The 25,517-nt window shown below is 53.8% G+C and carries 21 protein-coding genes and 3 pseudogenes; 4 read left to right on the forward strand and 20 right to left on the reverse strand.

Features of this window, described 5'->3' with window-relative positions:
• Nucleotides 1-11: 11 nt before the first annotated feature.
• The 14 genes from EAW52_RS25300 to EAW52_RS25355 form a co-directional block, all read right to left on the reverse strand.
• Nucleotides 12-1,169 carry a S9 family peptidase gene (locus EAW52_RS25300; protein ID WP_122044590.1) on the reverse strand — a complete coding sequence of 386 codons (1,158 nt, stop codon included), beginning with the start codon at nt 1,167-1,169 and terminating at the stop codon, nt 12-14.
• A gap of 122 nt (nt 1,170-1,291) precedes the next feature.
• Nucleotides 1,292-1,465 carry a hypothetical protein gene (locus EAW52_RS26145; protein ID WP_162997740.1) on the reverse strand — a complete coding sequence of 58 codons (174 nt, stop codon included), beginning with the start codon at nt 1,463-1,465 and terminating at the stop codon, nt 1,292-1,294.
• A 33-nt stretch (nt 1,466-1,498) separates the two neighbouring features.
• A complete protein-coding gene (locus EAW52_RS25305; RefSeq protein WP_122044591.1) occupies nt 1,499-2,251 on the reverse strand; it encodes an SDR family NAD(P)-dependent oxidoreductase in 753 nt (250 codons plus the stop codon).
• A 48-nt stretch (nt 2,252-2,299) separates the two neighbouring features.
• Nucleotides 2,300-2,431, reverse strand: coding sequence for a hypothetical protein (locus EAW52_RS26610; RefSeq protein WP_256680688.1), 132 nt, complete (start codon nt 2,429-2,431; stop codon nt 2,300-2,302).
• Nucleotides 2,432-2,607: 176 nt separating this feature from the next.
• The gene (locus tag EAW52_RS25310) at nt 2,608-3,774 is read right to left on the reverse strand and encodes a carbohydrate porin (protein WP_177411923.1); all 1,167 of its coding nucleotides are present in this window, start codon (nt 3,772-3,774) and stop codon (nt 2,608-2,610) included.
• An 82-nt stretch (nt 3,775-3,856) separates the two neighbouring features.
• Nucleotides 3,857-4,642, reverse strand: coding sequence for an SDR family NAD(P)-dependent oxidoreductase (locus tag EAW52_RS25315; RefSeq protein ID WP_122044592.1), 786 nt, complete (start codon nt 4,640-4,642; stop codon nt 3,857-3,859).
• The gene (locus tag EAW52_RS25320; protein ID WP_122044593.1) at nt 4,643-5,881 is read right to left on the reverse strand and encodes an MFS transporter; all 1,239 of its coding nucleotides are present in this window, start codon (nt 5,879-5,881) and stop codon (nt 4,643-4,645) included. It abuts the gene before it with no gap.
• 48 nt (nt 5,882-5,929) lie between these two features.
• Nucleotides 5,930-6,868 carry an NAD-dependent epimerase/dehydratase family protein gene (locus EAW52_RS25325; RefSeq protein ID WP_122044594.1) on the reverse strand — a complete coding sequence of 313 codons (939 nt, stop codon included), beginning with the start codon at nt 6,866-6,868 and terminating at the stop codon, nt 5,930-5,932.
• A 1-nt stretch (nt 6,869) separates the two neighbouring features.
• Nucleotides 6,870-7,865 (reverse strand): fumarylacetoacetate hydrolase family protein, encoded by a 996-nt coding sequence (locus EAW52_RS25330; protein ID WP_122044595.1) that lies wholly within the window; start codon nt 7,863-7,865, stop codon nt 6,870-6,872.
• Nucleotides 7,846-8,307, reverse strand: a complete 462-nt coding sequence (locus EAW52_RS25335) for a VOC family protein (protein ID WP_122044596.1) — start codon at nt 8,305-8,307, stop codon at nt 7,846-7,848. The genes EAW52_RS25330 and EAW52_RS25335 overlap by 20 nt, the downstream gene beginning before the upstream one ends.
• A 13-nt stretch (nt 8,308-8,320) precedes the next feature.
• Complete coding sequence (locus EAW52_RS25340; protein ID WP_122044597.1) at nt 8,321-9,079, reverse strand: SDR family NAD(P)-dependent oxidoreductase; 759 nt, start codon at nt 9,077-9,079, stop codon at nt 8,321-8,323.
• Nucleotides 9,076-10,371: a histidinol dehydrogenase gene (hisD, locus tag EAW52_RS25345; RefSeq protein ID WP_122044598.1), complete on the reverse strand. Its 1,296-nt coding sequence runs from the start codon at nt 10,369-10,371 to the stop codon at nt 9,076-9,078. Before hisD ends, EAW52_RS25340 begins: the two co-directional genes overlap by 4 nt.
• 65 nt (nt 10,372-10,436) lie before the next feature.
• Nucleotides 10,437-11,453: an SMP-30/gluconolactonase/LRE family protein gene (locus EAW52_RS25350; RefSeq protein WP_122044599.1), complete on the reverse strand. Its 1,017-nt coding sequence runs from the start codon at nt 11,451-11,453 to the stop codon at nt 10,437-10,439.
• Nucleotides 11,454-11,463: 10 nt separating this feature from the next.
• Nucleotides 11,464-12,594, reverse strand: a complete 1,131-nt coding sequence (locus EAW52_RS25355) for an FAD-dependent oxidoreductase (RefSeq protein ID WP_122044600.1) — start codon at nt 12,592-12,594, stop codon at nt 11,464-11,466.
• Nucleotides 12,595-12,914: 320 nt separating this feature from the next.
• Here EAW52_RS25355 and EAW52_RS25360 point away from each other — a divergent pair, with 320 nt between their 5' ends.
• Nucleotides 12,915-13,826 (forward strand): LysR family transcriptional regulator, encoded by a 912-nt coding sequence (locus EAW52_RS25360; RefSeq protein WP_122044601.1) that lies wholly within the window; start codon nt 12,915-12,917, stop codon nt 13,824-13,826.
• Here the strand turns inward: EAW52_RS25360 and EAW52_RS25365 are convergent, their stop codons facing one another.
• The gene (locus EAW52_RS25365; RefSeq protein WP_122044602.1) at nt 13,827-14,270 is read right to left on the reverse strand and encodes a helix-turn-helix domain-containing protein; all 444 of its coding nucleotides are present in this window, start codon (nt 14,268-14,270) and stop codon (nt 13,827-13,829) included. It lies immediately after the preceding gene.
• A 165-nt stretch (nt 14,271-14,435) separates the two neighbouring features.
• Here EAW52_RS25365 and EAW52_RS25370 point away from each other — a divergent pair, with 165 nt between their 5' ends.
• From EAW52_RS25370 to EAW52_RS25390, 3 genes and pseudogenes are all read left to right on the forward strand, one after another.
• Nucleotides 14,436-16,019 (forward strand): NAD(P)/FAD-dependent oxidoreductase, encoded by a 1,584-nt coding sequence (locus EAW52_RS25370; protein ID WP_122044603.1) that lies wholly within the window; start codon nt 14,436-14,438, stop codon nt 16,017-16,019.
• Nucleotide 16,020: 1 nt separating this feature from the next.
• Nucleotides 16,021-16,263, forward strand: a complete 243-nt coding sequence (locus EAW52_RS25375; protein ID WP_122044604.1) for a hypothetical protein — start codon at nt 16,021-16,023, stop codon at nt 16,261-16,263.
• A gap of 614 nt (nt 16,264-16,877) precedes the next feature.
• A pseudogene (locus EAW52_RS25390) lies at nt 16,878-17,342 on the forward strand (alcohol dehydrogenase catalytic domain-containing protein); the annotation flags it as partial.
• A 53-nt stretch (nt 17,343-17,395) separates the two neighbouring features.
• On the opposite strand, the pseudogene EAW52_RS25395 reads toward EAW52_RS25390, so the two are convergent.
• From EAW52_RS25395 to EAW52_RS25415, 5 genes and pseudogenes are all read right to left on the reverse strand, one after another.
• A pseudogene (locus EAW52_RS25395) lies at nt 17,396-18,555 on the reverse strand (IS3 family transposase).
• Nucleotides 18,556-18,752: 197 nt separating this feature from the next.
• Nucleotides 18,753-21,188, reverse strand: a complete 2,436-nt coding sequence (locus EAW52_RS25400) for a glucose/quinate/shikimate family membrane-bound PQQ-dependent dehydrogenase (RefSeq protein WP_122044607.1) — start codon at nt 21,186-21,188, stop codon at nt 18,753-18,755.
• Between the two features lie 648 nt (nt 21,189-21,836).
• On the reverse strand, nt 21,837-22,688 hold the full coding sequence (locus EAW52_RS25405) for a cyclase family protein (protein ID WP_218567913.1): 852 nt from the start codon (nt 22,686-22,688) through the stop codon (nt 21,837-21,839).
• A gap of 387 nt (nt 22,689-23,075) precedes the next feature.
• A pseudogene (locus tag EAW52_RS25410) lies at nt 23,076-23,879 on the reverse strand (IS5 family transposase).
• Between the two features lie 170 nt (nt 23,880-24,049).
• Nucleotides 24,050-25,354 carry an MFS transporter gene (locus tag EAW52_RS25415; RefSeq protein WP_122044609.1) on the reverse strand — a complete coding sequence of 435 codons (1,305 nt, stop codon included), beginning with the start codon at nt 25,352-25,354 and terminating at the stop codon, nt 24,050-24,052.
• Nucleotides 25,355-25,517 lie beyond the last annotated feature (163 nt).

Below are 25,517 nucleotides of genomic sequence, written 5' to 3' on the forward strand. Positions count from 1 at the left end.
TGAGGTCAGGATCAGGCCAGGCGCCCACCAAGGGTTTCGGCCACCCAGTCAGCGATGTACTGACCGGCATTGATGGAGTTGTCAAAGCTGGAGTGCTGTACTCCGCCCTCGCGCTCGGTAAAAATCTTTAGCTCGCGTTTAGGGCTGTTGATGAGCTGTTCATAGGTGCGATGAGCCCACTTGAGCGGAATCTGGGAGTCCTTTTCACCGTGAGTGATTAAAAAAGGCACCTTAATACGATCAAGGATGCCGTCGAGATGGACGTTTTCAGCGATCTGCATGAACTCTTCGATATCCTTGCCGCCCCAGACCCAGCGCACATGCTCCCAGTAGTGCGGCACCGGAAAACTGCCCTCTTTTTCCAAGCGGCGTTTTTGCACATCGCGCCAGTCATGGTTAGCGCCCCAGACCACTCCGCAGGCAAAGCGTGGCTCAAAGGCTACGGCGCGTGGACAGTAATAACCGCCTAGGGAGACGCCTTCCATACCGATGCGCTTGGGGTCTATATCGTCACGGGTTTCCAGCCAGTCCACAACGCGGCTAGCCCAATGCTCACTGTCGTAGCGGGCCTTGAGTTCATGCAAGCGGATGGCTTCGCCGGTACCGGGCTGGTCGATGATGAGCGAAGCCACGCCGCGTTTGGCCAGCCAAGCAGGCAGCCCCACGCGGTACTTCATCTCCTTGGTAGAATCCAGTCCATTGATCTGGACTAGGATTGGTGCAGGCCCGCTTACCCCTTCAGCTCGTACATATAAACCGGAAAGCACCCTGCCCTCATAAGGTATTTCGACGCGCTCGCAGTTTTCCCGGGAAAGACTGATACCGCGGTGAAAAACACTAAGAAACCGTTGGTAGAGTTCCAGCCGCCCCGGTGTGCCGTGCGCCTGCAAACGTTCACAGGTAATGAGATAAGTCGCGGCGCGGTTGTACTTCTCGCCTGCAGAGAGTAAACGGCCTTGCGCTTCGTCTTCCTTAGCCAGGGCGCAGAGCTTGTCGGCCATCTTGGCCCATGTCTCGCGAAAAGCCTGGGTGCCGGCGGCGTCGGGCTGCTTAGAGGCCTCAATCAATGGAGCGCACATCTCTTCGATCTCACCGATGCGAGCGCCCGATTCGATAGCCAAGTCAACCGACAGATTCCAGACGTAATTAGTAGGAAAATAACGAAACATTGCTAAACGTCCTTTATTAGATTTTTAATTGTGCGAGATAACGTTCCGTGCAGGTTAAAGGGAGCTTGCCATGCCAGACCAATCGTTTGTTGGCATGCCACCTATTCATCTCATGAATACTATTAGTCCTTTTCTCTAGGTGCTGTGGATCGCTCTGGTAAGGCCTGATCTAAGGAACTAAACGTATTCAGCGGAGCAGCATCCAGCGCTGCGCCCAACTCTGCACACCCTCGGGCCAATGAGCTTCCAGCGGGGTACAGCCATTCTTTAAGCAGCTGACGTATAGGTAGTTTCATCTTTCTTCTCCCGCATTCGTGAACATAGAGCAGTTAAAAGAGAAATCCGCCGTCGACGTTAAACACCTGGCCAGTGATGTATCCCGAGGCATCCGAGGCAAGAAAGGCCAATACCCCGCATAAATCGTTCGGCTCACCGGTGCGTTTAAGCAACTGACTATCCCGTACTTGGCTGAATAACGTCTCCGGCAAAGCGGCAGCGCTGCCGGGATGCTTGATCAGGCCTGGAGAGATGGCATTAACGGTAACGCCTTTTTCTCCCAGCTCAGCCGCCAGCGCGCGAGTCAGTCCTATTACCCCGCTCTTGCTGGCAATATAGGCAAAGAAGCCTTTTTGAGGGCGGCCTGTGTTACTTGAGGCCAGATTGATGATGCGCCCCCAAGAGCGCTGGCGCATGCCAGGCGCAAACGCCTGAGCCAGCAAGAAGGCAGCATCCAGGTTGACCGCCATAACACGCCGCCAGGTATCTAGGTCCGTATCGTCAAGGCCACATAGAGGGGTGTAGGCTGCGTTGTTGACTAGCACATCGCATCGGCCAAAGCCATCATTGACCTCTGCCGTAAAATCCCGAATTGCTGCAGGGTCGCTGAGATCACATGGTGCAGCCCAGGCCTCACTTCCCTTGGCTTTGATGATGGCAACGGTTTCGTCGGCTGGCTGATGGTCTGCAATGGCAATGGAATAGCCAACTTCAGCCAGCCGAATGGCAAACGCCTGACCTAGACCGCTGGCCGCTCCGGTAATTACGGCAACGCGACGCTCATTGCGCTCTTTGAATTGAGACATATCAGTTCTCCTTGATAATTAACAGAGGACGGCCCTAGGCCGTCACGTTTATTTCAACCCATTAAGGCCCAGTAGCTGGTCAATCTGGATATGAAACAGCAGACCAAAGGCGTAGCCGTCGTTAGGAGTTTCTCCGGTATAGGGATTAAGCCAACTACTGGCACCCCAGGTCCGGGTCACGAAGGGACTGACTATAATGCTGTCGGTCAGTACGAAATTAGCATCCAGACTGATTCCGTATTCGTTGCGCCCAGGTCGATAATCTCCACCGCCAGTGCTCAGAGCGTATGCTTCCTCAAGGAAGTTCTGTTCACGCTGAGTGAGCTGAGCCCAACTGAAGTTGACGGAGTAACTGTCTAAAGGACGACTCCGCCAGGGGGTGCCGACAGGATGATTCCTGCGTTGCCCAGGGTGCCTACACCGTTAGCCGTATCAGCGTCAAAGGTATGGGTCAGGCTGGTATAGGCTGAAAGCGCGGTAGGGTTAGGGACGCCGGGCTGGCCGCCGTCTGAACGCCAAAAGGTCTGCTTGGCCCCTAGGTAAACACCGGATACGCCTTTGCTGGTGCGAGCGGCAGCACTTGAATCCTGTAGTTTGGAAGTACCATTAACGGTGTAATAAGGATCGGTCTGCTCCCCATTGTTGTAGAAGCCCATCACTTCAAAACTGCGAGGATAGGGTTCGATGGTGAAGTCAGTGCGATAGGCCAGGTTAGCGAGATAAACCGTACTGAGCGTGCCGCCGCTATCGCCTTTACTACGTTCCCAGCCGTTGGTAAACGGATAGGCATTGTTACTGCGCCAAGCCCCGGCCTGCATACGTAGCGTTGGCGTAAAGTCATAGGCAAGGCGCAAGCCCCAATTGGCATAAGGTGGCGGATTTATGCCAGCCGTGTCTTGCAGAATGGCATTTACGCAACCGAGCGGCACGTTGCACAACGGTAAGGCAAAATAGTTGCCTGCGTTACTCTTGCCTGCCTCAATGGACAGCTTGTCTTCCAGCAGTTTCTGCTCATAGGTAAACAAGGTCAGATGGCTAACCTTAGGAATATAAGGGCCGGGCTTTCCTACGATGACATCGCCTACCTGGCCGCCATAAGTAAGATTAGAGGTCCAAGGTACATAGAGCTGCTGGAAATGCAGAGTGCCTCCTGTTAAACCAGCAATTTTCTGCATATCAAAATCAGCGCCTATGTCGAAGAGCGTCAGGGATTCATGGTTGCCCGTATCGAGACCCACGCTGGGGTTGCGCAAATAGATCTGGGTTGCTCCTAGATGCACACTGATCCCATGATCTAGCAACCAACGCCCCTGCTTTTCGAAGGGGCGACCGGGTGAGGCTGGCTGACGGGGCTCAGGCATTAGTACTCGTGGCCCAACACGCTCATTGGGAACGCTCTGATCGGTACTGGAAGGCAGGTTGCTACCCGTACGTGAGTGATCCGCCGTATCAGCGGCGAGTGCGGTTTTGACACCCATCACAGACAATACGGCTATCCAGACGGCAATCGCTGTTTTGTTCATACCATTATCCCTTTTGTTATTGTTTTTAAAGGCACAGAAAGCCCCTACCCGCGTGCTAACGCAGGTGCAGAGCACAGCTGGATCAACTTGCGGTGGCGCCAGCGTCTATAGCGAGATCACTACCGGTTACCCAGATCGATTCGTCAGAGGCGAGGTAGATCGCGGCCCATCCCACATCTTCAGGCAGGCCGATGCGCTGACGTAACATCTGCTTGCTCAGGGCTGTCTGACGTAATGCAGGATCACGAGCCAGGTGATCACGGGTAGCACCTGTTTCGATCAGCCCAGGGGAAAGCGTGTTGACGCGAATACCATGCGGTCCGCCTTCCATCGCCAGCTGACGACTCATCGCCAGGACGCCCCCCTTACCAGCGCAGTGCGCCAGGGCCGGCGAGCCCTCCAAGGCCATCCAGGCATTAGCCGAGGCGAAATTGATAATGGACCCCCCTCCTCGTTCACGGAGTACGGGCCAGGCGGCCTGACAGAGCAGAAAGACAGAATCCAGCTCTGCTGTCAGGGTCTTTCGCCACTGCTCCTGGTAGTCCATATCCTCAATCCAGGCGAATGCTGCAAAGGCAGCAGCGTTAACTAGGCAATCGAATCCGCCATGTAGCGCCACGGAAAACGCCACGAACTCATGTGCTTGGCCGGGATCGGTAATATCGCAGGGGTGCAGACTGTCCAAGTGGAGTCCTGCAGCCTCAGCCTTGGCTACTGTGCACTCGGCCCCTATCGTATCCAAATCGCACCCCACCACCTTGGCTCCCTGCCGTGCGAACATCAACGCGCATGCCTGACCGATGCCGCTGGCAATACCGGTAACCAGCGCGACCTTTCCAGCCAGACGGCCTTCGGAAGAGGCGCTCATTTAGGCTTTCTCCAGATTGCGGGTCACAATAGGCATCTTGTGGGAGCGGCGACTGGCCAGAGCGCACCCCAGTGCAACTGCCGCCAAGGGCAACAGAACCCAGCCCCCAAGACCGACCGTAGCGACAACCCCACCGGTATGCTTGGATACTGCTACAACCAAGATGGGACTGAAAAACATTCCTAGACAGTAACTGCCATACCACATACCCGTACCCATCCCACGCCGCTGCCAAGGCAACTCACGCATGTTCCAAATAGCCAAGGTGGGCAGCATCAAACCGCAGCCCAAACCATTGACCAAGGAGGCAGCCAGCATACCCTGCCAATTGTGGGCAAATGGGATCATGAAGAAGCTGAACCCGATCAGGCCAAAAGATAGGGCCAGACAGTGAGGAATACGCAGCTTTAAACGGAATAACAGGTGAACACTTAAAGTGCCTAATACGATCATTACACTGCAAGCCGAAGCAATCATGCCTGCCGTCTGGGGTGAATTCTCACCTACAGTGTCAAGCAGATAGGCCATCTGAATTTGTAATACCATGAACGCTACTGCCCCGATAAAGGTAATCATGCAGATCATGGCCAGCAAACCTGGCCGAAAGACACGCGGCCCTGAACTGCTCTCCTCTTCGTCCCGTGCCAGGTTATCTCGGCGGGGTTCCCACAGCAGGTAATGACCGAGTACGACTAATAGCAGGCTTACCAAATAAACGATATATGGCATGCGCCAGCCAAGCTCACCCAGCGCACCGCCAATCATGAAAAATAAGATTGCGGAGCACGAGGCGAACGTGGTCTGCAGGGCCAGATACTTTTGCCGGAGGGCTCCGCTGTAGTAATCGCCGATTAGCGTAGTGCTAATGGTAACTACTACTGCCTCGACGCATCCCAGCCCGACACGACTGGCAATAATGGCGTATAGCGAGTCGAGAAACAGAGGAAGCACTCCCAGAATGCCGTAGCCAGCCATGGCGCAGATCAACAATCGTTTGCGTCCAAGGCGATCGGCCAGGATACCAACCCCCGGACTGAGCAAGGCCACAAGCAGACCAGGGATGGTTAACGAAATAGGCACTAGAAATTCAACGTTGGGTACGTTGGCAAAGTGGGCCTGCATCTGAGGCAAGCTGGGTGCTACAACGATAGCCGCCATGGGCGACAGGCAATTGATCAACAACAAAAGATAGGTAGCAATGGTCGCTTTGGGCGGCGATAGCAAGCGTGGGGCATTCATGGATGACTCCTCATTGTTGTTATTGTTCAAGCACGCTAGGTAAGGCAGTTAGCAAGTCAAGGTTCGCTCGATCAGGTCATAAAGGTTTCCATCGTGACGAAAACCCAGGGCTTCGGCAGCCGGGCTCAACAACGGAGGATAACGGCCAAAGCTGGCCTCCAGCGCCTCATTTGGAGCGTAACGGACCAGTTCGCGGCGATTATTTCCAAAGCGCGAGACAAGCCCCTCTATCAATTGAGCCATGGTCAGTCGTAATACCGGCAAGGCGAACGCCCGTCGCTCACCCACCTCCTCCGAGGTTAAGCGGGCCGCATGCAGCAAATTGTCTACACAGCGCGCAACGGACATCCACCAGGCAACCGCATCTGGGCCAACCGGGCAGACAAAGGGCTCGCCGTCGCGCAATTTCCAGAACACATCGCTCATAAAGGCGGACAACAGACCGGAAGGTTGTGGCGGACGCGCGACAATGCCTGGCAAGCGCAAGGCAATGCCATCGACCCAACCGCGACGTGCAAAATCATCCAGTAGAATTTCCCCAATAAGCTTTTGCGCGCCATAGCTGAGCTGCGGATGCAGGGGTGTTGTGTCATCCACTATCGAAGGCAAGGGAGAACCGTAAACAGCAATGGTACTGGCAAATACCAACCGAGCAGGCTTAGGCTGGTTCTTGAGCCGCTCAAGCAGTGCCAGGGTGGCATCCAGATTCACCTGTCGTCCTAGCGTATAGTCGCGTTCAGCCGCGCCGCCTGGAACACTTGCCAGGTGGAACACAACATCTGCGGGTTCGGCTAGTGCATCTGCCAGTAGAGCAGGATCAGCAATACTGCCTCGAATAGTGCGAACCCGAGGAGCTTGGGTGACTTCCGTCAGATTCAAGTCCAGTAAGGTCAGGCGCGTCCAGGGTAAGGCGCTCGGATCCTTTAATAAACGCTGAACCAGTGTCTGCCCGACAAAGCCGCCAGCTCCCGTGATAATCACGTGCATGTCACACCTCCTCGACAATGGGCGCAGGTACGAAGCGGTGATCAATGGCACCGAAAATACTCAGCCCTGTCGAGTCGAACATTTCAAACCGAAGCTGATCACCAAAGCTCAGAAAGGGTGTATGTGGCTCACCGTACTCGATTTTCTCGATGGCGCGTTGTTCGGCGAGACATGCCGAACCGGTCTGCTTGTAGTTGCGGTTGGAAAAGGTTCCTGATCCCAACACCGTTCCGGCACGCAGGTTACGGGTACGTGCCAGATGCATCACGAGCTCAGGAAAACTAAAATCCATTTCGCCTCCGTTGGGTTCACCAAAGCGCTTGCCGTTCAATGTCACCCGCAGCGGAAGATGAACACGCCCATTTGCCCACGCCTCGCCCAGCTCATCGGGCGTCACGGCTACAGGGGCGAATACGGTACTGGGTTTAGCCCTTAGTGGTCCGAATCCAATGCTGACCTCTTTGAAGAGATGTGCTCGGAGACTGACATCGTTCAAGAGCATCAATAGCTTGATGTGGCGTGCCGCCGCTGTCGGCTGAATGCCCATGGGTACATCATCCAGTACGACGGCTATTTCACCCTCGAAGTCAATTTGATGCTCTTCTCCTGGAACCGGATAATCATCACACGCCCCCAGAAAATCGTCGCCAGCGCCCTGATAGATAATGGGAATACCCGGGTCTTTCTTGATATCCAGGTTGTACGCACGCTCCATCAGGCTGCCATGATTAAGAAAGGCTGATGCGTCAGCCCATTGGTATGCACGTGGTAAGGGTGCCATGGCCTCGCGTGGCTCGAATGCAAACGCGTTACCGGCCATGTCCTCGTTTAGTTGCTTGTAGAGCGCCTGTAAAAGCGGCTCGGTTTCTGCCCAATGCTCAAGCGCGAACTGCATTGTTGCCGCAATCCCGCGCGGCTCCACAGCGCTGCACAGATCACGGGAAACTACAACCAGCCGTCCATCGCGGCTGCCGTCTTTAAGCGTGGCTAGCTTCATAACCTTTCTCCTTGCGCGACCATAGATCAGGATCCTGAATGAGTTCCAGCAGGTTGCCTGCGTTGTCACGCAGAAATCCCATCGGCGTTCCTTCGATAACGCGCTCGAATACAATGTCAGCGCCCTTGCTGCGCAATATGTCAAAGGCCTGGGTCACATCCGGTACGGCAAAGCACAGGTGCTTGTGCCCATGGGTCAGTAGGTCCAGATGCGGTTCACGACGATCCGGTGGCAGTGGCGCGGCTCCTTCCAGCTCGAACAGTTCGATGCGGTAATCCCCTTGCCGGATGAAGGCAACAGTTGCGGGAATCTGTGGTATGTATTGGCGATTCTCCAGCGTAAAGCCAAGCATCTCGCTGTACCACGCTATAGCGGCATTGAGATCAGGCACGCTGATACCTCCATGGTGGGGCTTGAGGGAAAACGGGGATGCATGAGTCATTATCTCGCCCTCCTCATATCAATGGACGACCGCCATCCACCGGAATGACCGCACCGGTGGTAAAGGTGAGCGTGGTAGCCAGCGCAATGACAGCATTAGCAACCTCCTCGGGCTCGGCCAGACGACCCAGCGGTGTACGCGCCGCCTGCTCGTCGCGCCAGGTACGATCAAGTCCGCTAACAAATTCGGTATCGGCCAGCCCAGGTGCTACCGACACTACGCGGATACGAGGCGCCAAGGCACGGGCCAGTGACTGGGTGAGGTTGTCCATGGCTGCCTTCGAGGCACAGTAGGCAATATTGCTGCCCATGGCAGTCCGGGCTGCAATCGAGCTGATATTGACGACCAGCCCATTGCCATTTCTGTCTAGCAGCGAACGAAAGGCTCGTACGCAGGCAATAGGGCCACGAACGTTGGTAGCCATGATCCGGTCGATCAACTCGTCATCCAGCCCTTGCAAATCGGCGTGGGCAACGAAACGGGTCGTTCCCGCACAGTTAACCAACACGTCACAGCGGCCATACCGGCTCTCCACTTCTGCCGCCAGCTCATCCAATGCCTGGCTATCTGTAACAGGCGCGGCGAGCGCTGCATGAGCCAGTTCGACCCGAGGCAGTTTGGCGGCCAAGCGCTCGGCTGCCTCACAAGAACTGTTATACCCAACTACCACAGCGGCCCCGGCTGCCGCTAAGGCGCGACAAATTGGGGTGCCAAGGCCGCCGGCACCACCGGTCACGACGGCGACCCGCCCCTCCAGTTCCAGGCGGCTCATGCCTGCACCTTGGGCGTCATGCCCAAGCGACGCACGCGAATATCGGCCTGCTCCTTGTGGCCGGAAAAATGCTCCAATGCACACAGCCGCGAGCAGACCTCGCCAATAGCTACGCTGGCTTCATCAGTCAGGACGCGCTGATAGGTGTGGGTTTTAATGAATTTACCGACCCACAGTCCCCCGGTATAGCGCCCGGCCCCAAGTGTGGGTAATGTATGATTGGTACCAATGACCTTATCGCCATAGGCCACATTGGTGCGATGCCCTAGAAACAGGCCGCCATAACACGTCATGCGCTGAAGAAACCAGTCAGGATCACGGGTCATGACCTGAACATGTTCCGAGCAGATACGCTCGGATTCGGCGAGCATTTCCTCATCGGTATCGCACAGGATGATCTCACCATAGTCTCGCCAGGCCACACTGGCGACTGGAGCCGTGTCCAGTCGAGCCAGCACCTGTTCAATCGCTGCTGGCAGCTCCTCAGCAATCTGGGTACTGGTAGTGATACAGATGGCGGGTGACGTTGGCCCATGCTCGGCTTGGCCCAGCAAATCGACTGCCACTAGTTCAGCATCCACCGTATCGTCGCAGATCACCATCGTCTCGGTGGGACCGGCAAACAGGTCTATGCCAACACGCCCATAGAGTTGCCGTTTGGCTTCTGCCACGTAGGCATTACCCGGCCCAACCAGCATATCGACAGGAGCAATGTGCTCGGTACCCAACGCCATCGCGGCGATGCCCTGCACTCCGCCCATCACGTAGATTTCATCGGCGCCGGCCAGCGCCATTGCTGCCACAATTTCCGGTGAGGGCTTGCCATCGAACGGTGGCGCGCAGGCAATTACCCGCTTGACTCCAGCCACCTTGGCGGTGAGTACGCTCATATGCGCGGAGGCCAGCAGCGGATACTTACCTCCCGGGATGTAACATCCTACAGAATTGACTGGAATGTTTTTGTGTCCCAGGATCACGCCCGGCAGGGTTTCGACCTCGACATCACGCAGTGAGAGCAACTGCACCTGGGCGAAACGGCGGATCTGGGCTTGGGCAAATTTGATGTCTTCGATGGCCTGAGACGGTAGGCTGTCGATACAGGCCTGAATCTGCTCCTCAGTCAGGCGAAAGCTCTCAGGATTCCACTTATCAAACTTCTCGGAGTATTCCCGCAAGGCGGCCTCGCCACGCGTCTCGATGGCCGTCAGGATTTCTTCTACCGTTACGCGTACCTGGGCGTTAAGCTCAGCCTTGGCAGCTACTGGCTTGCCTTGCTTGAGATGACGAATCATGAATGCTCTCCTGTCTTATCGTTTTTATCGAGAACCGGCTGCGCGGCTCCCTGCCTGGTATTAGATCAACACCAATGAATCAGCGGCTGCCCCGCCACGGGTGAGCGGAAATAAGGAATTCGCGTGCCTTGCAAGCTGCCTAAATAAACGGTGCGCAGATCCGGGCCGCCAAAGGTAATACTGGCCATCCAGGGCGCCAGACTGCCATGGGCGGCTTGCATGATCTGAGGCGTCAGGGTTTTCTGCTTGTAATGAAGATTCAACTGAGCCGTTGCTTTAGGGTTACCGTCATCGAGCAGAGTAAGTACGTCTCCTTTGGGCGTCAGGGCAATCAGCTTGTCGCTCATGACCAGCGTCACCCAAAGATTGCCAAAGCTGTCAAAGGCGAAGCCGTCAGGAAAACCCTCTAGCTCGCTTGGCCCATAGACTTCCCGATCGCTAAGGCTGCCATCGGTGTTCAGCCGTAGTCGGGAGATTCGGCGTACGTTGCTTTCAACCACATAGAGCCACTCCTCCTTATCATCGAAGCGAATCTCGTTGGTACCGCCAAAACCCTCAGCTACGATGCGAATGCCCTTTTCATCTATGACGCCGATATAGCCATCCAATACCTCCGAGTTGATCGAGTCGGTCCAGGGCTGCATGGTAGTGGTCACGGTAAACCAGATGCGCCCTTTCGAATCACGCAGCGGAAAATTGGTTTTGCCCAGCGGTTTGCTTTCCAAATGATCGTGCATGACCTGGACCTTTCCGCTGCGGTCTAGCCGCTCGATACGGTCCAGTCCCCAATTGCAGATAATGAAATCACCCTCAGGCGTCAGCGCCAGGCCATTTGGCAAGGATGTACCTTGCGACTGCACATAGCGCGACTCGAAGTCGCTGTCCGAAGCGGCTGTCTGTTCGGGCGCTATCAGGTACTGATGACCGTTAGGCTCGATCCTCATGACGCCGCCGCGGGCATCAGCTGTCCAGAGTACGCCATCCGGTTGGGCAATAATGCATTCGGGACGTTGTAAATCATGGCCAACAAAACCGATCGCCGAACGATCGACCTGCCAGCCCTCTAAAGGGTTACGGTGCATGGCGATATCCTTAAATAGGTTCGGCAGTAACTTCGATCATCTTGGCTATCAAGCCCGCGAAATTGGCCTCAGGGCTAGGTCGTTGCTCCCACTCGCCGATTTGTACCGATCCTTGATTGATGAACTTGCACCGCTCGTAGCGACGCGCCATGAATTGCTCAAGGACTTTTGTCAGTGTCAGCTCTGGTTGACCGCATAACTCTCCGAGTACGACAGCATCTTCAACAGCCTGCGCAGCCCCCTGCCCCATGTGCGGCGTGGTGGCATGGGCTGCATCACCAATCAGGAGGACTCGCCCGCGATACCAAGGCGCCGGCATGAGCAGCGCTTCGAGGGGACGATAAACAACTTTTTCGGAATCGGTTATCTGCTCCCGCATGTGGGGGATCAGGCCACCATAACCCTCCAGACGTTTACGAAACTCTTCTGCAAGGGTCTGCGGTGGAAAAAAGGGATTACCGGGCTCCTCGAACACCGAAAGCACGTAAAGGCTGTCTGCAGTCAAGGGAGTAAAACCAGCCTTGCCGCCCGGCTTGCCTTCATACATGTGCGAATGCATGAGATCGGGTGGCCGTGGCAGGTTATAGCGCCATACCCCCTGCCCGGTAAACCTAGGCTTGTACTGATCACCGAATACCTGGCTACGGACCTTGGAATACACACCATCCGCACCCACTACCAGATCATAGGTATTCTGGCTGCCATCGGTGAAGCGTACGATTACCTGATCGGCGGTCTGCTCGATCTCGCTAAACGTTGTACCTAGCCGGATGCAGGCGCCCGCCTCAGTTGCGGCCGCATACAAGACTTCATGCAAAGCCGGGCGGGTCAAGCCCAGGTTGGTAGGGTAATGTTCACCTGCGAGGGGTGCGCCAGAGAGTTCGGCCTTTATGTTGCCCTGCGTGTCGCAAATACGCAGACCCTTATAGGGGAATCCTGCCGCCACGGCGGCGTCAGCAATACCAAGGGCGGCCATGGCGCGAATGAAGTTGGCTTGAACTACAATGCCAACATGGTAGATCTTCCATTCTTTACAGATCTCCACAACATCCACCTCGACGTCACTCTGACGCAAGGCAATAGCTGCCGATAGCCCGCCAATACCACCGCCGACGATCAATACTTTTCTCACAGCGCTCATAGGCGTACCTCGCCGGTATCAGGTACCAAGCCGTGTGCAGTTGAAGCGAGAACATGCAGACACATAGGCTGTCTCCGGTTGTTGTTATTTTTATCCCTTCACTAGGCCTATTCAGGCCTGGTGAAGGACATCCGCCAAAAACATGCCTTGAACTTACTGGCGTCTTATGTATTCGGGAAATTCTATGTTGGGATGGGACGTATAAATCTCATGGATGCTTAAAAAGGTTCAGCTCTTTCACACAAGACTAATGGCAGGTTATAAACACAGCAGAAAGAACGGCGTGCGTTCGCCTCAATAACAATAATCTGGAGGCTTCTATGCGTTTTTATGGGCTCGATCTGAATTTACTGGTTGTACTGGATGCCCTGCTGGCTGAGCAGAACATTACGCGCGCCGGGGAAAAACTATTTCTTAGTCAACCCGCCACCAGCGCCGCGCTGGCGCGCCTTCGTGACTACTTCAGCGACGATTTGCTCATACCTGTAGGCCGCCGCATGGTTCGTACCCCGGTAGGCGATAGCCTGGCCCAGCCGGTTCGGGACCTGCTCATTCAGATGCGCGCCACGCTCCAGAACCAGGGCCGATTCATTCCTGAGGAGGCCGAACGAACCTTCACATTCATGGTGTCAGATTATGTCAGTATGGTCCTGATGTCCGAGTTCAGTCAGCGCCTGTCTCAGGTCGCCCCGCTTTGCCGAATCGAGCAGTTCCTGCCAAGCGAGCATGCCGAGCAACAGATCGAGCGAGGCCAGGTAGATTTTCTGCTGCTACCCGAACAGCACATAACGGACAGTCACCCTTCGCAGCCCTTATTTCAGGACCGGTATGTTTGTTTACTCGACCGGGGTCATCCCCTTGATACTATGGATTTTGAAACCTACCGCCAGCTGGATCATGTACTGGTGCGCCTGGGTGATGATCATCGCGCACCAATGCTGGACGACTGGTTGTTTAAGCGCTTTGATTTTGAGCGGCGGGTCGCCGTTACAACCCATACCTTCAGTAGCATTCCGGCCTTTTTGGTCGGTACCCAACGCGTCGCCACCGTTCACCAGCGCATGGCAGCACTTTGGGTAAACTACCTGCCTTTGAAAACACTTCTCTTACCTTGGGAATCCCCAACCCTCACCATTACGCTGCAATGGAACAGGTATCAGCAACAGGACCCGGGCCTGGCGTGGGCTCGCCAATTACTCATCGACACGGCCAGCTCTCTTGCTAGCTCCTGATCAGGTTTCATCATAGATGGCCCGAGCAGCGCTGATGGTTGCCGCCTGGGCTTCCAGCCATCCCAAAAGTGTCTCCAGCCGCTGAGCAAGCTCTACGCCCAAGGCGGTCAGGCAGTATTCGACCTGAGGCGGAATTGTTGGAATGACGGTTCGTGTCACCATGCCGTCTCGTTCGAGACCACGCAGCTTGAGCGTCAAAATACGCTGGGACAATTCACCATCAGCCATCGAATTAATTTCCCGCTGGATTTCGGTAAAGCGCAGCTTGCCGGTACGCAATACCAGCAGCAGTAAGGGGCTCCAGCGATCCCCGATTCGGGCCAAGGTTTCCCGAATGGGCCCATGAGGATTGTTTCCCCCCCGCAGTACACGCTGGCGTAGTTTATCAAGCCTTTCCCGCTGGTCCTCTTCCTCGCCCGTTCCGGTTGCGTCATGTTTTTCCATCACAACCCTCTCCATAGCGTTTCCTACCGACCTACGAACATTTAGGTAACTAGCCGACAAAATTGTACCGTCTTCCGCAAACTGTGCGTGCCTGCCTAGAATCGGCGCAAGGCTAACGGCACCTTAGCCGACCTTTTCTTATAAAAACAACAATGGAAGATCTCTATGAGTCAGTACGACATCGTCGCTATTGGCGGCGGACATAATGGCTTGGTAGCAGCCGCTTACCTAGCCAAGGCTGGCAAGAAAATCATCGTTCTTGAACGCAAGAGCTATGTGGGAGGTGGCGTTTCTACTCGCCAGCTCAACACACCCGGCTTCTGGCACGACGAGCACTCCAGTGTACATATCATGATTCAGGGAAACCCCCTGCTCACCCAAGACGAGCTGGGGCTGAAGTCACGCTTTGGTCTGGAGTACAACTACTCCGATATCCCCCATGCAACAGTTTTTGATGATGGCAGCTCTATCATCACTTACCGTGATCTCGATAAGACCTGTGAATCCATTTCCAAGGTGTCCCCACGCGATGCCGAGGCTTATCGCCGGCTAGCTACCAAGGCAATAGAGTTGATCCCAATGTTTCTTTCCGGCTTCTATTCTCCGCCTCTTCCCATGGGGGCCATGGTCGCCATGCTCGACCAGAGCCAGGAAGGCCGTGAGCTGCTGGACGCCATGCAACGCAGTACCCTGGACATCGTCGATAACGCCTTTGAAAACGACAAGGTGAAGATTCACCTGCTGCGGGTCATTGCCGAAAACTTACAGATGCCTGACGAGTTAGGCACAGGCATGGGTGTCTATGTTTTTGTCGGCATCATGCACGCCTATGGTGTTTCCCAGCCCGTTGGCGGAAGTGGAAAGCTGTCCGAAGCGCTTGCACGCTGTATCACACACTACGGAGGCGAAATTCGCTGTGAGGCAGAGGTGCGCAAGGTGATCATGTCCGGAGGGCGCGCCATAGGGGTCGAGCTGGCGGATGGCGAGCGTATTGAGGCCTGCGATGCTGTGATAGGGGCCCTGCACCCACACGTAATCAAGCGTTTTGTGGATGGACTGGATCCCGGTGTGGTAGCTCGAGCTGAGCGCGCGACGCTGGCACCCTTCAGCCTGTTTGTCAGCCATTACGACTTGCATCGTCAGGCTGAGTTCTATGCAGGCCCCGATGTAGGACGTGCCACCATGCTAACCATGCTTAGTACGGATAAGTTGAGCGAAATGCTGGACGACTTTGACGAACTGCGGCGTGGACGTGTGTCACAGCGTCGCTTGGTTGCAGGTGGCGATGAGAGCATCAACGACCCTACTCGGGTTCCACCTGGTAAAGGCATGTTTCATGGTATGACGTTTGCGCCTTACAGTCTGGCGGAGGGTGGTGCGGCACGCTGGGACGAGTATAAGGAAGAGTTTGGTGATCTAAGTCTGGCGGCTTATCGCAAGTTTGTGAAAAACCTTACCCCTGACAATATTATTGCCCGGACCCTGTGTTCGCCCCTGGATCTGGAGCGCAGCTCACCAAATTCCATGGTCAAGGGTGATGTTCACGGAGTGGCTCCTTATTTCTATCAATGCTTTGCTCATCGCCCTACCCCCGACCTGGGCCGCCTTTCCGTACCCGGAGTAGAAGGCCTGTACCTGGTTGGCCCCTTCATGCATCCCGGTGGTGGGGTCTTTGGAGCAGGCCGAGCAACTGCCATCAAGATTTTTGACGACCTAGACATTGATTTCGATCGCGTAACGAGGAACTGATATGAAAATTTATGGAAACGACAAGAGCGAACTGATGGCAGTCAGTCAGATCGAGCGCGACGGTGATGAACTAGTTATCAAGGGTAAGATTTTCAGTGCAATGCCCATGACTGCCCGGCTGCGTCCGGAAGAAGCGCGGGCGGCACTAAAGTTACTCGACTGGAAGACACTCTTTTTCCTGCTAACCCTTCCGTTCCGGCCACGGGTTGGTAAGGTAAAAGCATCCAAACCGGCCCGCGCCTAAAAAACACTCTTTCTAGTTGCTCCTGCGATTAGCGGAGCGGGAGCATACTCGCCAGAGAATGTTTGTAGCCATAGTAACGCTTTGGTACAACGCTCAGCTTTACAACACATGGGTAATTACCTCTAATCATCGTTAGGAAGCCTTTGGCCAGGTAGTACTCAGGAGCTACGCGGCTTACTTCACACGCAAGCTTGACCACTGATTATTAGATGAAAGCGTTGATCTTATAAAGCAGCTAAAAACTGTGTCGAGGATGCCAAAATTGGCATCGCCAAGTACAAGTTCCTACAAAAGAGCTAGTCGGCAACCTTTGCCAGGATCTGCTCGTTTTGCCAAGTAGTTTTTGCTCTCAGCTAAAAGCGATCCTGCTTGATTGGCAGCGGCGTTTGGCTGTGAATGTCTTTGCGAGGCAGCAAAAGTGAGGTAGCTGCGGCCTAGATGCGAGATGATGATTTGGCGGCTTACTTCTGGATTTGCTGGGAAAAAGCTATGCTAGGCGCACGACTGTCTAAGACGCTGCAGCCCCCTAGGTTTTTTATTGATGGTTTTCGAATGGCATTAGAGCGTAATTGCTTCTGCCTCGTTATAGGCGATCGGTCTAAATGTGAGGCATGATGTCTAAAGCAATTCTCATCGACAAGAATGCATCAACCTACAACGCTCGGCTGGCTGATATGAGCGAAGACCAGTTTCCTGAAGGGAATGTGACGGTGCGTGTTTCCTATAGCACGCTGAATTTCAAAGACGGATTGGCTATGACAGGGAATAGCCCTGTAGTGCGCAAATTTCCCATGGTGCCTGGAATAGACTTTGCCGGGATCGTTGAGGAAAGTACCCATCCACGGTACAAGGCCGGAGACCGAGTGCTGCTCAATGGATGGGGCGTTGGTGAAAGCCATTGGGGTGGACTGGCTCAAAAGGCCAGCGTACAGGGTGATTGGCTGATCCCGCTACCGTCCGGGCTCGACGAACACCAGGCCATGGCAATCGGTACTGCCGGATACACCGCCATGCTTTGCCTGATGGCGCTGGAGCGACATGGAATCACACCTGATAAAGGAGATATCCTGGTAACAGGTCCCTGCTTATCTCGCTTCTTGGATGAAGCCTGCTTAGGTGATGCCTGTAGTGGTCAACTAATCCCGGACACGACGTTAAGTTTTTTCTCGGCTTGAGCTGGGGCCAGCCCATTGTTGAACTGGTGCTGTTCAATCCAGTTGTATCGATGCATCAGGTAATGAATGATGTCGCGGTGCGCTTCTTGACCTGTCATGTAGCCCACAGTCGGTATCCATTCAGTTTTCAAGCTGCAAAATACACGCTCCATTGGCGCATTATCCCAGCAGTTTCTAAGACGGCTCATGCTTTGGCACATGCGGTAATGCCAGAGCCGTTGGCGAAACTGGCGACTCCTATATTGCGAGCCCTGATCCGAGTGAAACAGCAGTCCTTGAGGCCTGCCACGCTGTTCGTAAACCATATCCAGTGCCTTGATGACAAGATCAGCATCCGGCTTATTTGACAGCGCCCAACCCACAATTCGTCGTGTGCAAACATCCAGAACAACAGCTAGGTAATGCCATTTCCCTTGAACCCAGATGTAGGTGATGTCGCTACACCAGACCTGATCCGGCGCCGGCATATCAAACTCTCGATTCAAAATGTTCGGAACGTCAGGCCGCTCAACCGTCGCTTGTTTATAGGCACGTGATCCAGGTTGCTTGCTAACCAACTCCAGTTCCCGCATCAGGCCTCGCACCTTGAACCGCCCAATTTGCTCATCGTCCTCCTGCACCATCGACATGATGCTGCGGCTAAGGGCGGCGCTTCGACTTTGCGCAAACAGTTTGTTGACCCGACTGCGCAACCGAAGCCGCTCAATGTCCGGCGTTCAGCGCCTGAGGCGGTGAGACTAGTAACACGAGCGAGTAATGTCAAAGACAGTGCAGAGCCAATCGACCGGCTCTTGGACGCTCAGCTGATCAATCAGCGCGTGCGCTCGTGATCTTCCACTATGAAAAGCGCGGTAACCTTTAAAATGGATTTCTCCCGTTAAAGGCGAGCGATTCGAGCTTCCAGTTCCTGGGTTTTCTGCTGCTCAGGAGTCAGTGCCTTGCTCTGCGGAGTAACGCCGTTGCGCTCCTGCTAAAGTTGACTAACCCAACGACACAACGTGGACTCGACCGCCCCAAGCGAGCGGCTGGCTTCGACATGGCTATAGCCTTGATCGAGCACGAGGCCTGCGGCCTCGCGTTTGAATTCGGCGGAAAAGGAACGACGTTGTTTGGTCATCAGACACCTCTATCTGGCGAGCATTCTCGCCTAAATGGGTGTCCGGTTTTATTAGACCACTACACTATCTGCAAACAACCGTTTAAAGGGTGGCTCTACAGGCAGTAGAGCCACTTAAGGATGCCTCAATTACTTTCTAAAGACAGTAGGCAAACCACTGCCGTGCTTTTTAGCTTTTGTCGGGCCCTTATGTAGGATTACTTTTCGGGAAGCGCATAGGCGATCACGTAATCACCGCGGTCGGGTGACTGGCGGGCACCACCAGCCGTAATAACCACGTACTGCCTGCCAGTTTTGGGTGAAATAAATGTCATTGGGCCACCCTGACTTCCAACAGGCAGTCGGGCCTTCCAGATCTCCTTACCGTTTGCAGAGTTAAAGGCGCGCAGATAGTAGTCCTGAGTCCCAGCAATAAACACCAGACCACCCTGGGTTGACAGCGTTCCACCCAAGGTCGGCATGCCGATCGGAAGCGGCAGGTGCATCTTGATTCCCATCGGGCCAGTATCCTCGACAGTACCCACGGGTACTTGCCAGGCAACCTTTTGGGTGTTCATGTCGATAGCACTTAGCGTCCCGTAAGGAGGTGCTTGGCAGGGAATACCCGCGAGCGACAGGAATCGGTTCTTGTTTACGGCATAAGGTGTACCTTTGAGCGGGACCGCGCCCATACCTGTATTAAGCGCTTCGCCTGCGGTGGCACCCGAAGCAGGAGCCTTGGGGGCCTGATTGGCAGAGGGAATCATCTGAATCCACAAACCAAGACGCATGTCATTGACAAAGATAAAGCCATGTACAGGATCGGTTGAAATACTGCCCCAGTTCATGCCGCCTAAAGAGCCTGGAAAGCTTAAGGAGACATCGGTCCCAGGCGCTGTATACAGGCCGTCGTACCGCATCTTTTTAAAGGCAATCCTGCACAGCATTTGATCAAACGGAGTGGCGCCCCACATGTCCGACTCGCTCAGATGCTGGGTGCCAATCTGAGGCATGCCTACCGACAGGGGTTGGGTTGGTGAGTATGGCTCGTTAGGTATATCAGAGGCCTTGACCGGGATTTCTTCAACTTTAGTCAGAGGCTTTCCCGTTGCGCGATCCAGTACAAAGATCTGGCCTGCTTTGGTTCCGATGACAAGAGCAGGAACCTTGCTACCGTCAGGCTTGGTGAAGTCCATAAGACTTGGCTGCATAGGGACATCGAAATCCCACAAATCATTATGAACAGTTTGGTAAACCCACTTTTCTTCGCCCGTAGTAGCGTTCAATGCCAGAATGGATGCGCCGTACGTATGATCCAGTGCGGTACGCTCTACGCCATAAATGTCAGTGGATGAGCTACCCATTGGCAGAAACACCGTATTCATCGCAGGGTCATAGGACATTGGCGCCCAGCTGTTGGGCGTGCTGCGCACATAGGTGCTACCTGCTGCTGGAGCCTGCTTATCCTGAGGATTGCCCGGGTCGAAGGCCCAACGCATGGCGCCAGTGATCACATCAAAGCCCCGGATTACGCCACCAGGCATGTCGGCCTGAACGTTATCGGCGACACGGCCACCTACAACCACGGTAGTACCTGCCATCAGGGGGGCTGAAGACAGTTGATAGTAAGAGTTGGGCACATCGCCCAGACCAGCCTTCAAATCAACCTGACCATTGTTACCAAAGCCCTGGCAGAACTGACCGGTATCAGCGTCCACGGCAATCAATCGTGCATCAATGGTATTGGTCAACAGGCGACGCTGACAGTTGGCACCTGTCGGTACCGATACTGGTTGAACAGGCGCACTGCCATCAGAAGGCTGAGCAATGGCTGCTGTCGAATCCAAATACGCAAGGCCACGACAACGCTGCCACACCTTGGACTGAGCGTTGATCTCTTTTTTCCACAGTGGTTTCCCTGTGTCAGCATCCAATGCGATAAGGTTGTTGTGCGGCGTGCAGATAAATACCTTATTACCGACCTGTAGCGGGGTCATCTGGTCTTCTGCACCGTTACCATCGCTCAGCGCAATGTCACCGGTTCGATACGTCCAGGCTGGAACCAGCTTAGATACGTTAGTACGATTGATCTGATCAAGCGCAGCAAAGCGGCTGCCGCCTACGTCGTTGCCATAATGCTCCCAGTTTTTCTGAGCCTTAGCAGGATCCACCTGTGTCAGACCTGGCCCTGCTCCCGTTGGCGAGACAGAGGCATGGGGAATAAACATTCCTCCAAAGCCAGCCACAATACTAAGTGCAAGCAAACCGCTCAGTACGTAGCCACTACGACCACCATTCAGGCCATTGATTTGGCGCAAGGTTGGATAAGCCAGCGCCACGACCAGACTTAATACTGCCAAGGCAAATAGGCGAGACATTAGAGGCCAAAAGGTAAGTCCAGCATCTGCCAGCGCCCATATTGCAGTCAACACCACAACTGCTCCGAACAGCCAGGCACCCAAGAGGCGCTGCCTGAATAGCAAGACGGCCGACACTAGTAGGACTAGACCGGTTAACAGGAAGTACCAACTGCCACCTAGGGTAATTAAATATCCACCGCCGACAGTAAAAGGCAGGCCAAAAATCAGCACTCCTAACGCGGCAAACCAGACGGGCCACCTACGGGCAGGTGCCAAAGGTTGAGAACTGTTCATTTTGATAAACCTAATTGATTCACAAAGAGCTCAAGGGGCACTTCCCATAGCTCCAGAAGGACGGTATGCATCGTGGCTGTCAGATAATTTCAAGGGAGTTCTAGATCTCGGCGTTCCTCTACGCCCCAACCTCTTCCTTACTGATAAGATTTATGAACTAACCAGATGGTTAATAAATGATAGCAAAAGAGCTAGGCCCGCGACATTCTGTCACTATTATCAAGAACAAAACTTTGTTGCGCTAATCAAGACAATTGGTCTAGAAGACTTTAGGGAGACCAGAGGACAAATTCCCTCCAAAACACTGTATGACGAGAGCGAGTAGATAAAAGCCTCTAGATTATCGGGACAGCTGGACAGCTTCGTCATTACAAAGTAATGGCCAAGTTTCTGGCTGGGCGATAGGCTTTATTCGCATGCCATGACGTGTATTGATAGTTTGCCTAGAAGGGCGGAGCAAAGTCAGTGAGGAAACAGGCCGGGCTTACGATCATGTCTACACGTGATAAGCGAGTACTGCGAGGAGGTCTACCCAGTCTCAGCCTACGCAGGCGATCTAGCGAGCTTTTACGCTGAATGAACTAGGCGCGACACTTCATAGGCTAAACTTAAAGCGGTAACCACTCTACATAGCGATCATGTGTGGCGCTATACCAATGCCATTATTCTACTAGGACCACCGGTTGCGCCCTCCACTTTCGGCCCTCCAACTACGAGATGTGCACCGTATGCTGGCACTTCATCAAGATGCGCCAGAGCTTCGATTCCCCAGCGACCGCTGGGTAACCAGAGGTTATGGACCGGGAAAGTGCCTGTGGAAATACCGGTATCGAGCGACAGCGTGTCAACACCGATCCCTTTTACGAACCGCTCATGTATTAGCATTTGCGCAGTTTCCAAGGCAAATCCTGGCGTATGATATTTGCCCTCACTGTCTTTGCCTGTGAATCGCGGGGACTTCGACAGACGGTGCCAACCTGAATTCATAACAACACAGCAACCCATGGGCAAATCTCCATACTGCTTCTCCCACAAATGAATATCATCAGGAGTAACTGTGGCGTCCGGATCCGTTTGAGCACGTTCAGAGATATCAATAACAACAAGCGGCACGACAAGGTCACTAATAGGAATTTCATCAATACTAAGGCCGTCCGCTGAGAAATGTAGCGGCGCATCCATATGAGTGCCAGTATGCTCTACAACGCTCCAGCGATTGATATTCATCTTGTCTTGCGCATAGGAGAACACAGGTTCTTTGGTGAACCATTTGGCCCCATCGTAGGTGGGGAATCCTTCAAACAGAAGATGCGTCAAATCGACAACGCGTGTGAATGAAACGGGCGGCCTAGTTTTGACCTTTGAATTGGTTTCGGCTGCAGCAAGCGAATCAACCGTGGCAATGTTGCCAAGCCCTGCGGCACAGGTGGCTGCCAGGCTTGTTCCAATAAAGCCGCGCCGGCTCATTGAACGTTTCATCGTTTCTTCGATAGTCTTCATGCAATCTGGATGGCACATCGGCTTCCATTTCCTTCTGGGACTGGATTTCTTGTATATGGCACGAAACAAACGAATCGATGGGATTGGAGCTTAGCTGAGTACCCTGCCGTACATTTAATGGATTGCTCCTAGGGTCTGTCTGAAAAGTCTTGTTACCGCCCTATAGATTCTTTTTAGCGTCTTGCCGTACGGAAGATCAATAAGTTAGAAAAGTAATCCAGAATGTTCATGATGACAATCTAGTGTTTTTCAGATAGACCCTAAGCTTAAACCAAACTCAACTGTAGCAAGGATAGCACTCTAAGCTGACTCGTTAGGCTTGTCTGCAGCATCGACGCGGCGGCCTATTGTCCAATACGGAATTTGGTCAAGACAGTATCAAGAGCCCTAACAAGACCTCTCCAATGACCGCAGACAGATGATGCTGCACGCCAGCGATAACAGGGCTCGGTGAGTGTCAAGCCTGCGCTCAAAACGGATACGCAGCTTGCCCATACCGGCCAACCAGGCATGGGTACGCTCTACCACCCAGCGATGCTGGCCAAGTCGTTGCTTGCTATCTACTCCTTTCCGGGCAATTCGATCAGCGATTCCTCGCGTGCGCAGATGTCTGTGGTAGCGCTCTATGTCATACGCTTTGTCAGCGTGTAGCTTCTCAGGCCAACGCCTGGCTCTACCTGGTTTGTCTCCAGGTGTTGGTAAGGCATCAACCAGCGGCTCGAACATAATCGAGTCATGTCAATTAGCTCCACTGACATTGAAGGCTAGCGGCACACCGTTGCAGTCGGTAATCAGGTGCCGCTTGCTGCCAAGTTTGCCTCGATCTGTCGGGTTTGGGCCGGTGCATAGGCCCCCGGGGCTGGATACGCTGGCAGCATCCACACTGGCCCGGCTCAGATCCAAACGATCGGCGTCGCGCAGCTCTTCGAGCAAGACACGATGCAAGCGGTGCCAGACACCGCACGCTTGCCATTGCTTAAGACGCCTCCAGCAGGTCATACCGCTGCCATAGCCAAGCTCCTGGGGTAGATCTTCCCAAGGAGGGCCGGTACGCAGGACAAATACGATGCCATTAAGGGCGAGCTCGTCATCCAGACGAGGGCGACCACCTTTGGGTGAGAGTCTATGCTCTGGTAATAACGGCTTGATGCGCTTCCACAGCGCAGCCGTAAGCTCTTTGCGATGTCTCATACCTCTATCGTGGACATAGCCAGGCTTAGTTCAAGAGGATTTTGTTAGCGGCTCTAAAGCGGAAACATGGTATGCGCATGATCGTTGCTAGCTCAAGAATAACCCAGGCTAGAATAACCCAGGCTATTAGATGTCATTTGTTGGCATGCCAACTGTCGATTCGTTAAGCCTTACGAAGTGGCCTGATGCTTGGTCTGAGGCGAGTTTATTTCTTTATTTACCAATGTATCGATTTCATGAGCTGCGTCAACTGCGCCCAAATCTACACCGGTAGCATTTGGGAGACATAAGGCTGCGATGAAACCAACGGTATATGAACCAATGGCAAATGCTCCCATAGCGGTTTCCAGTCCTATATGCGCTGCTGCAAAACCGACAGCGGCAGGCATGATCGAACCGAAACCACGTCCGAAGCTGGTACAGAACCCTGCGCCGTTGGCCCGAATACTCGTAGGATATAATTCTGAAAATGTAAGAGGGAGTCCTGAAGCCAACCCACCTTGAAAGGCTCCGAGAAGCAGACCTAATCCTAGAATAATTGTCATGCTCACGTTTGCAAACATATAAATGGACACGACTAGTGCCTGGCATATTAGGAACAACATAAAGGTTTTGCCGCGACCGACTCTGTCACTAATCAGGCCATAAATAAAAGGACCAACAAGCGATCCAATAATATTTACAGCTAAATACCCAGAAGTTGAAGCTATTGGTAGATTCAAGACCGTACGCATGTAGGTGGGTAACCATGTAATCATGATATAGGCCCCGCCAAAGATGCCACTTGCTAAGACTGTACTGATAAATGTTACTCGACGGTGCCTAGCTCCAAAAATAACTCGAATATCGACTTTTTTATCTCGAGCCCGCGCTTTGTTAAAGGTATCCGATTCAGGCACCAAGCGACGGATAAACCATACTAGTAATGCAGGTAATAACCCAATGGCAAAGAAGGCGCGCCAAGCGACGTCTTCTGGAAATAGATAAAAGACTACTGGCATAGCCCCAAGTGAGATGGCATACCCTATTGCATAGCCGCTTTGGATAGAGGCAGCTACCCGCCCGCGTAGGGCAGGCTTAATCGCCTCACTTATAAGAACTGCCCCTACTACGGCTTCCCCGCCATAACCGACCCCCTGAAGAAAACGTACAGGGAGAAACTCCCAAAAGCTTGAGCAAAAAGCCGCTAGAAAGGTGAAGGTTGCTACCCAGACAACTGTCCATTGCATGACTCTAATGCGGCCATAACGATCGGCTAACACACCTGCTGACCAGCCTCCTAATGCGCTACCTATCAATGCAACAGAACTGAGAATTCCTGCGTCTGATTTGCTCATGCCCAATACTGTCAGTAGAACAGGCATGACTAGGGCATAAATAGTCGAGTCCATCGAGTCGAGGGTAAAGCCACCGAAACAAGCCCAATAGGTTCGTTTTTCCCGTTTGTCCAGATGGGAGTACCAGCCAAGTCGCATAAGTCACCTTTATATTTATGATATTTATCGGTATCTGGCACTCTTGGCGGCCGAGCTAGGCATTGACCTGAAAACGATGGCTACCGTCATGCATCTCTTGGATCCAAACACGATCGGTAAACTGTGACTAATACAATCGATTTGTAGAGTGATGCATATCAGT

The sequence above is a fragment of the Pseudomonas sp. LTJR-52 genome (assembly GCF_003691465.1).
In the GTDB taxonomy this organism is placed as follows: Bacteria; Pseudomonadota; Gammaproteobacteria; order Pseudomonadales; family Pseudomonadaceae; genus Chryseomonas; species Chryseomonas luteola.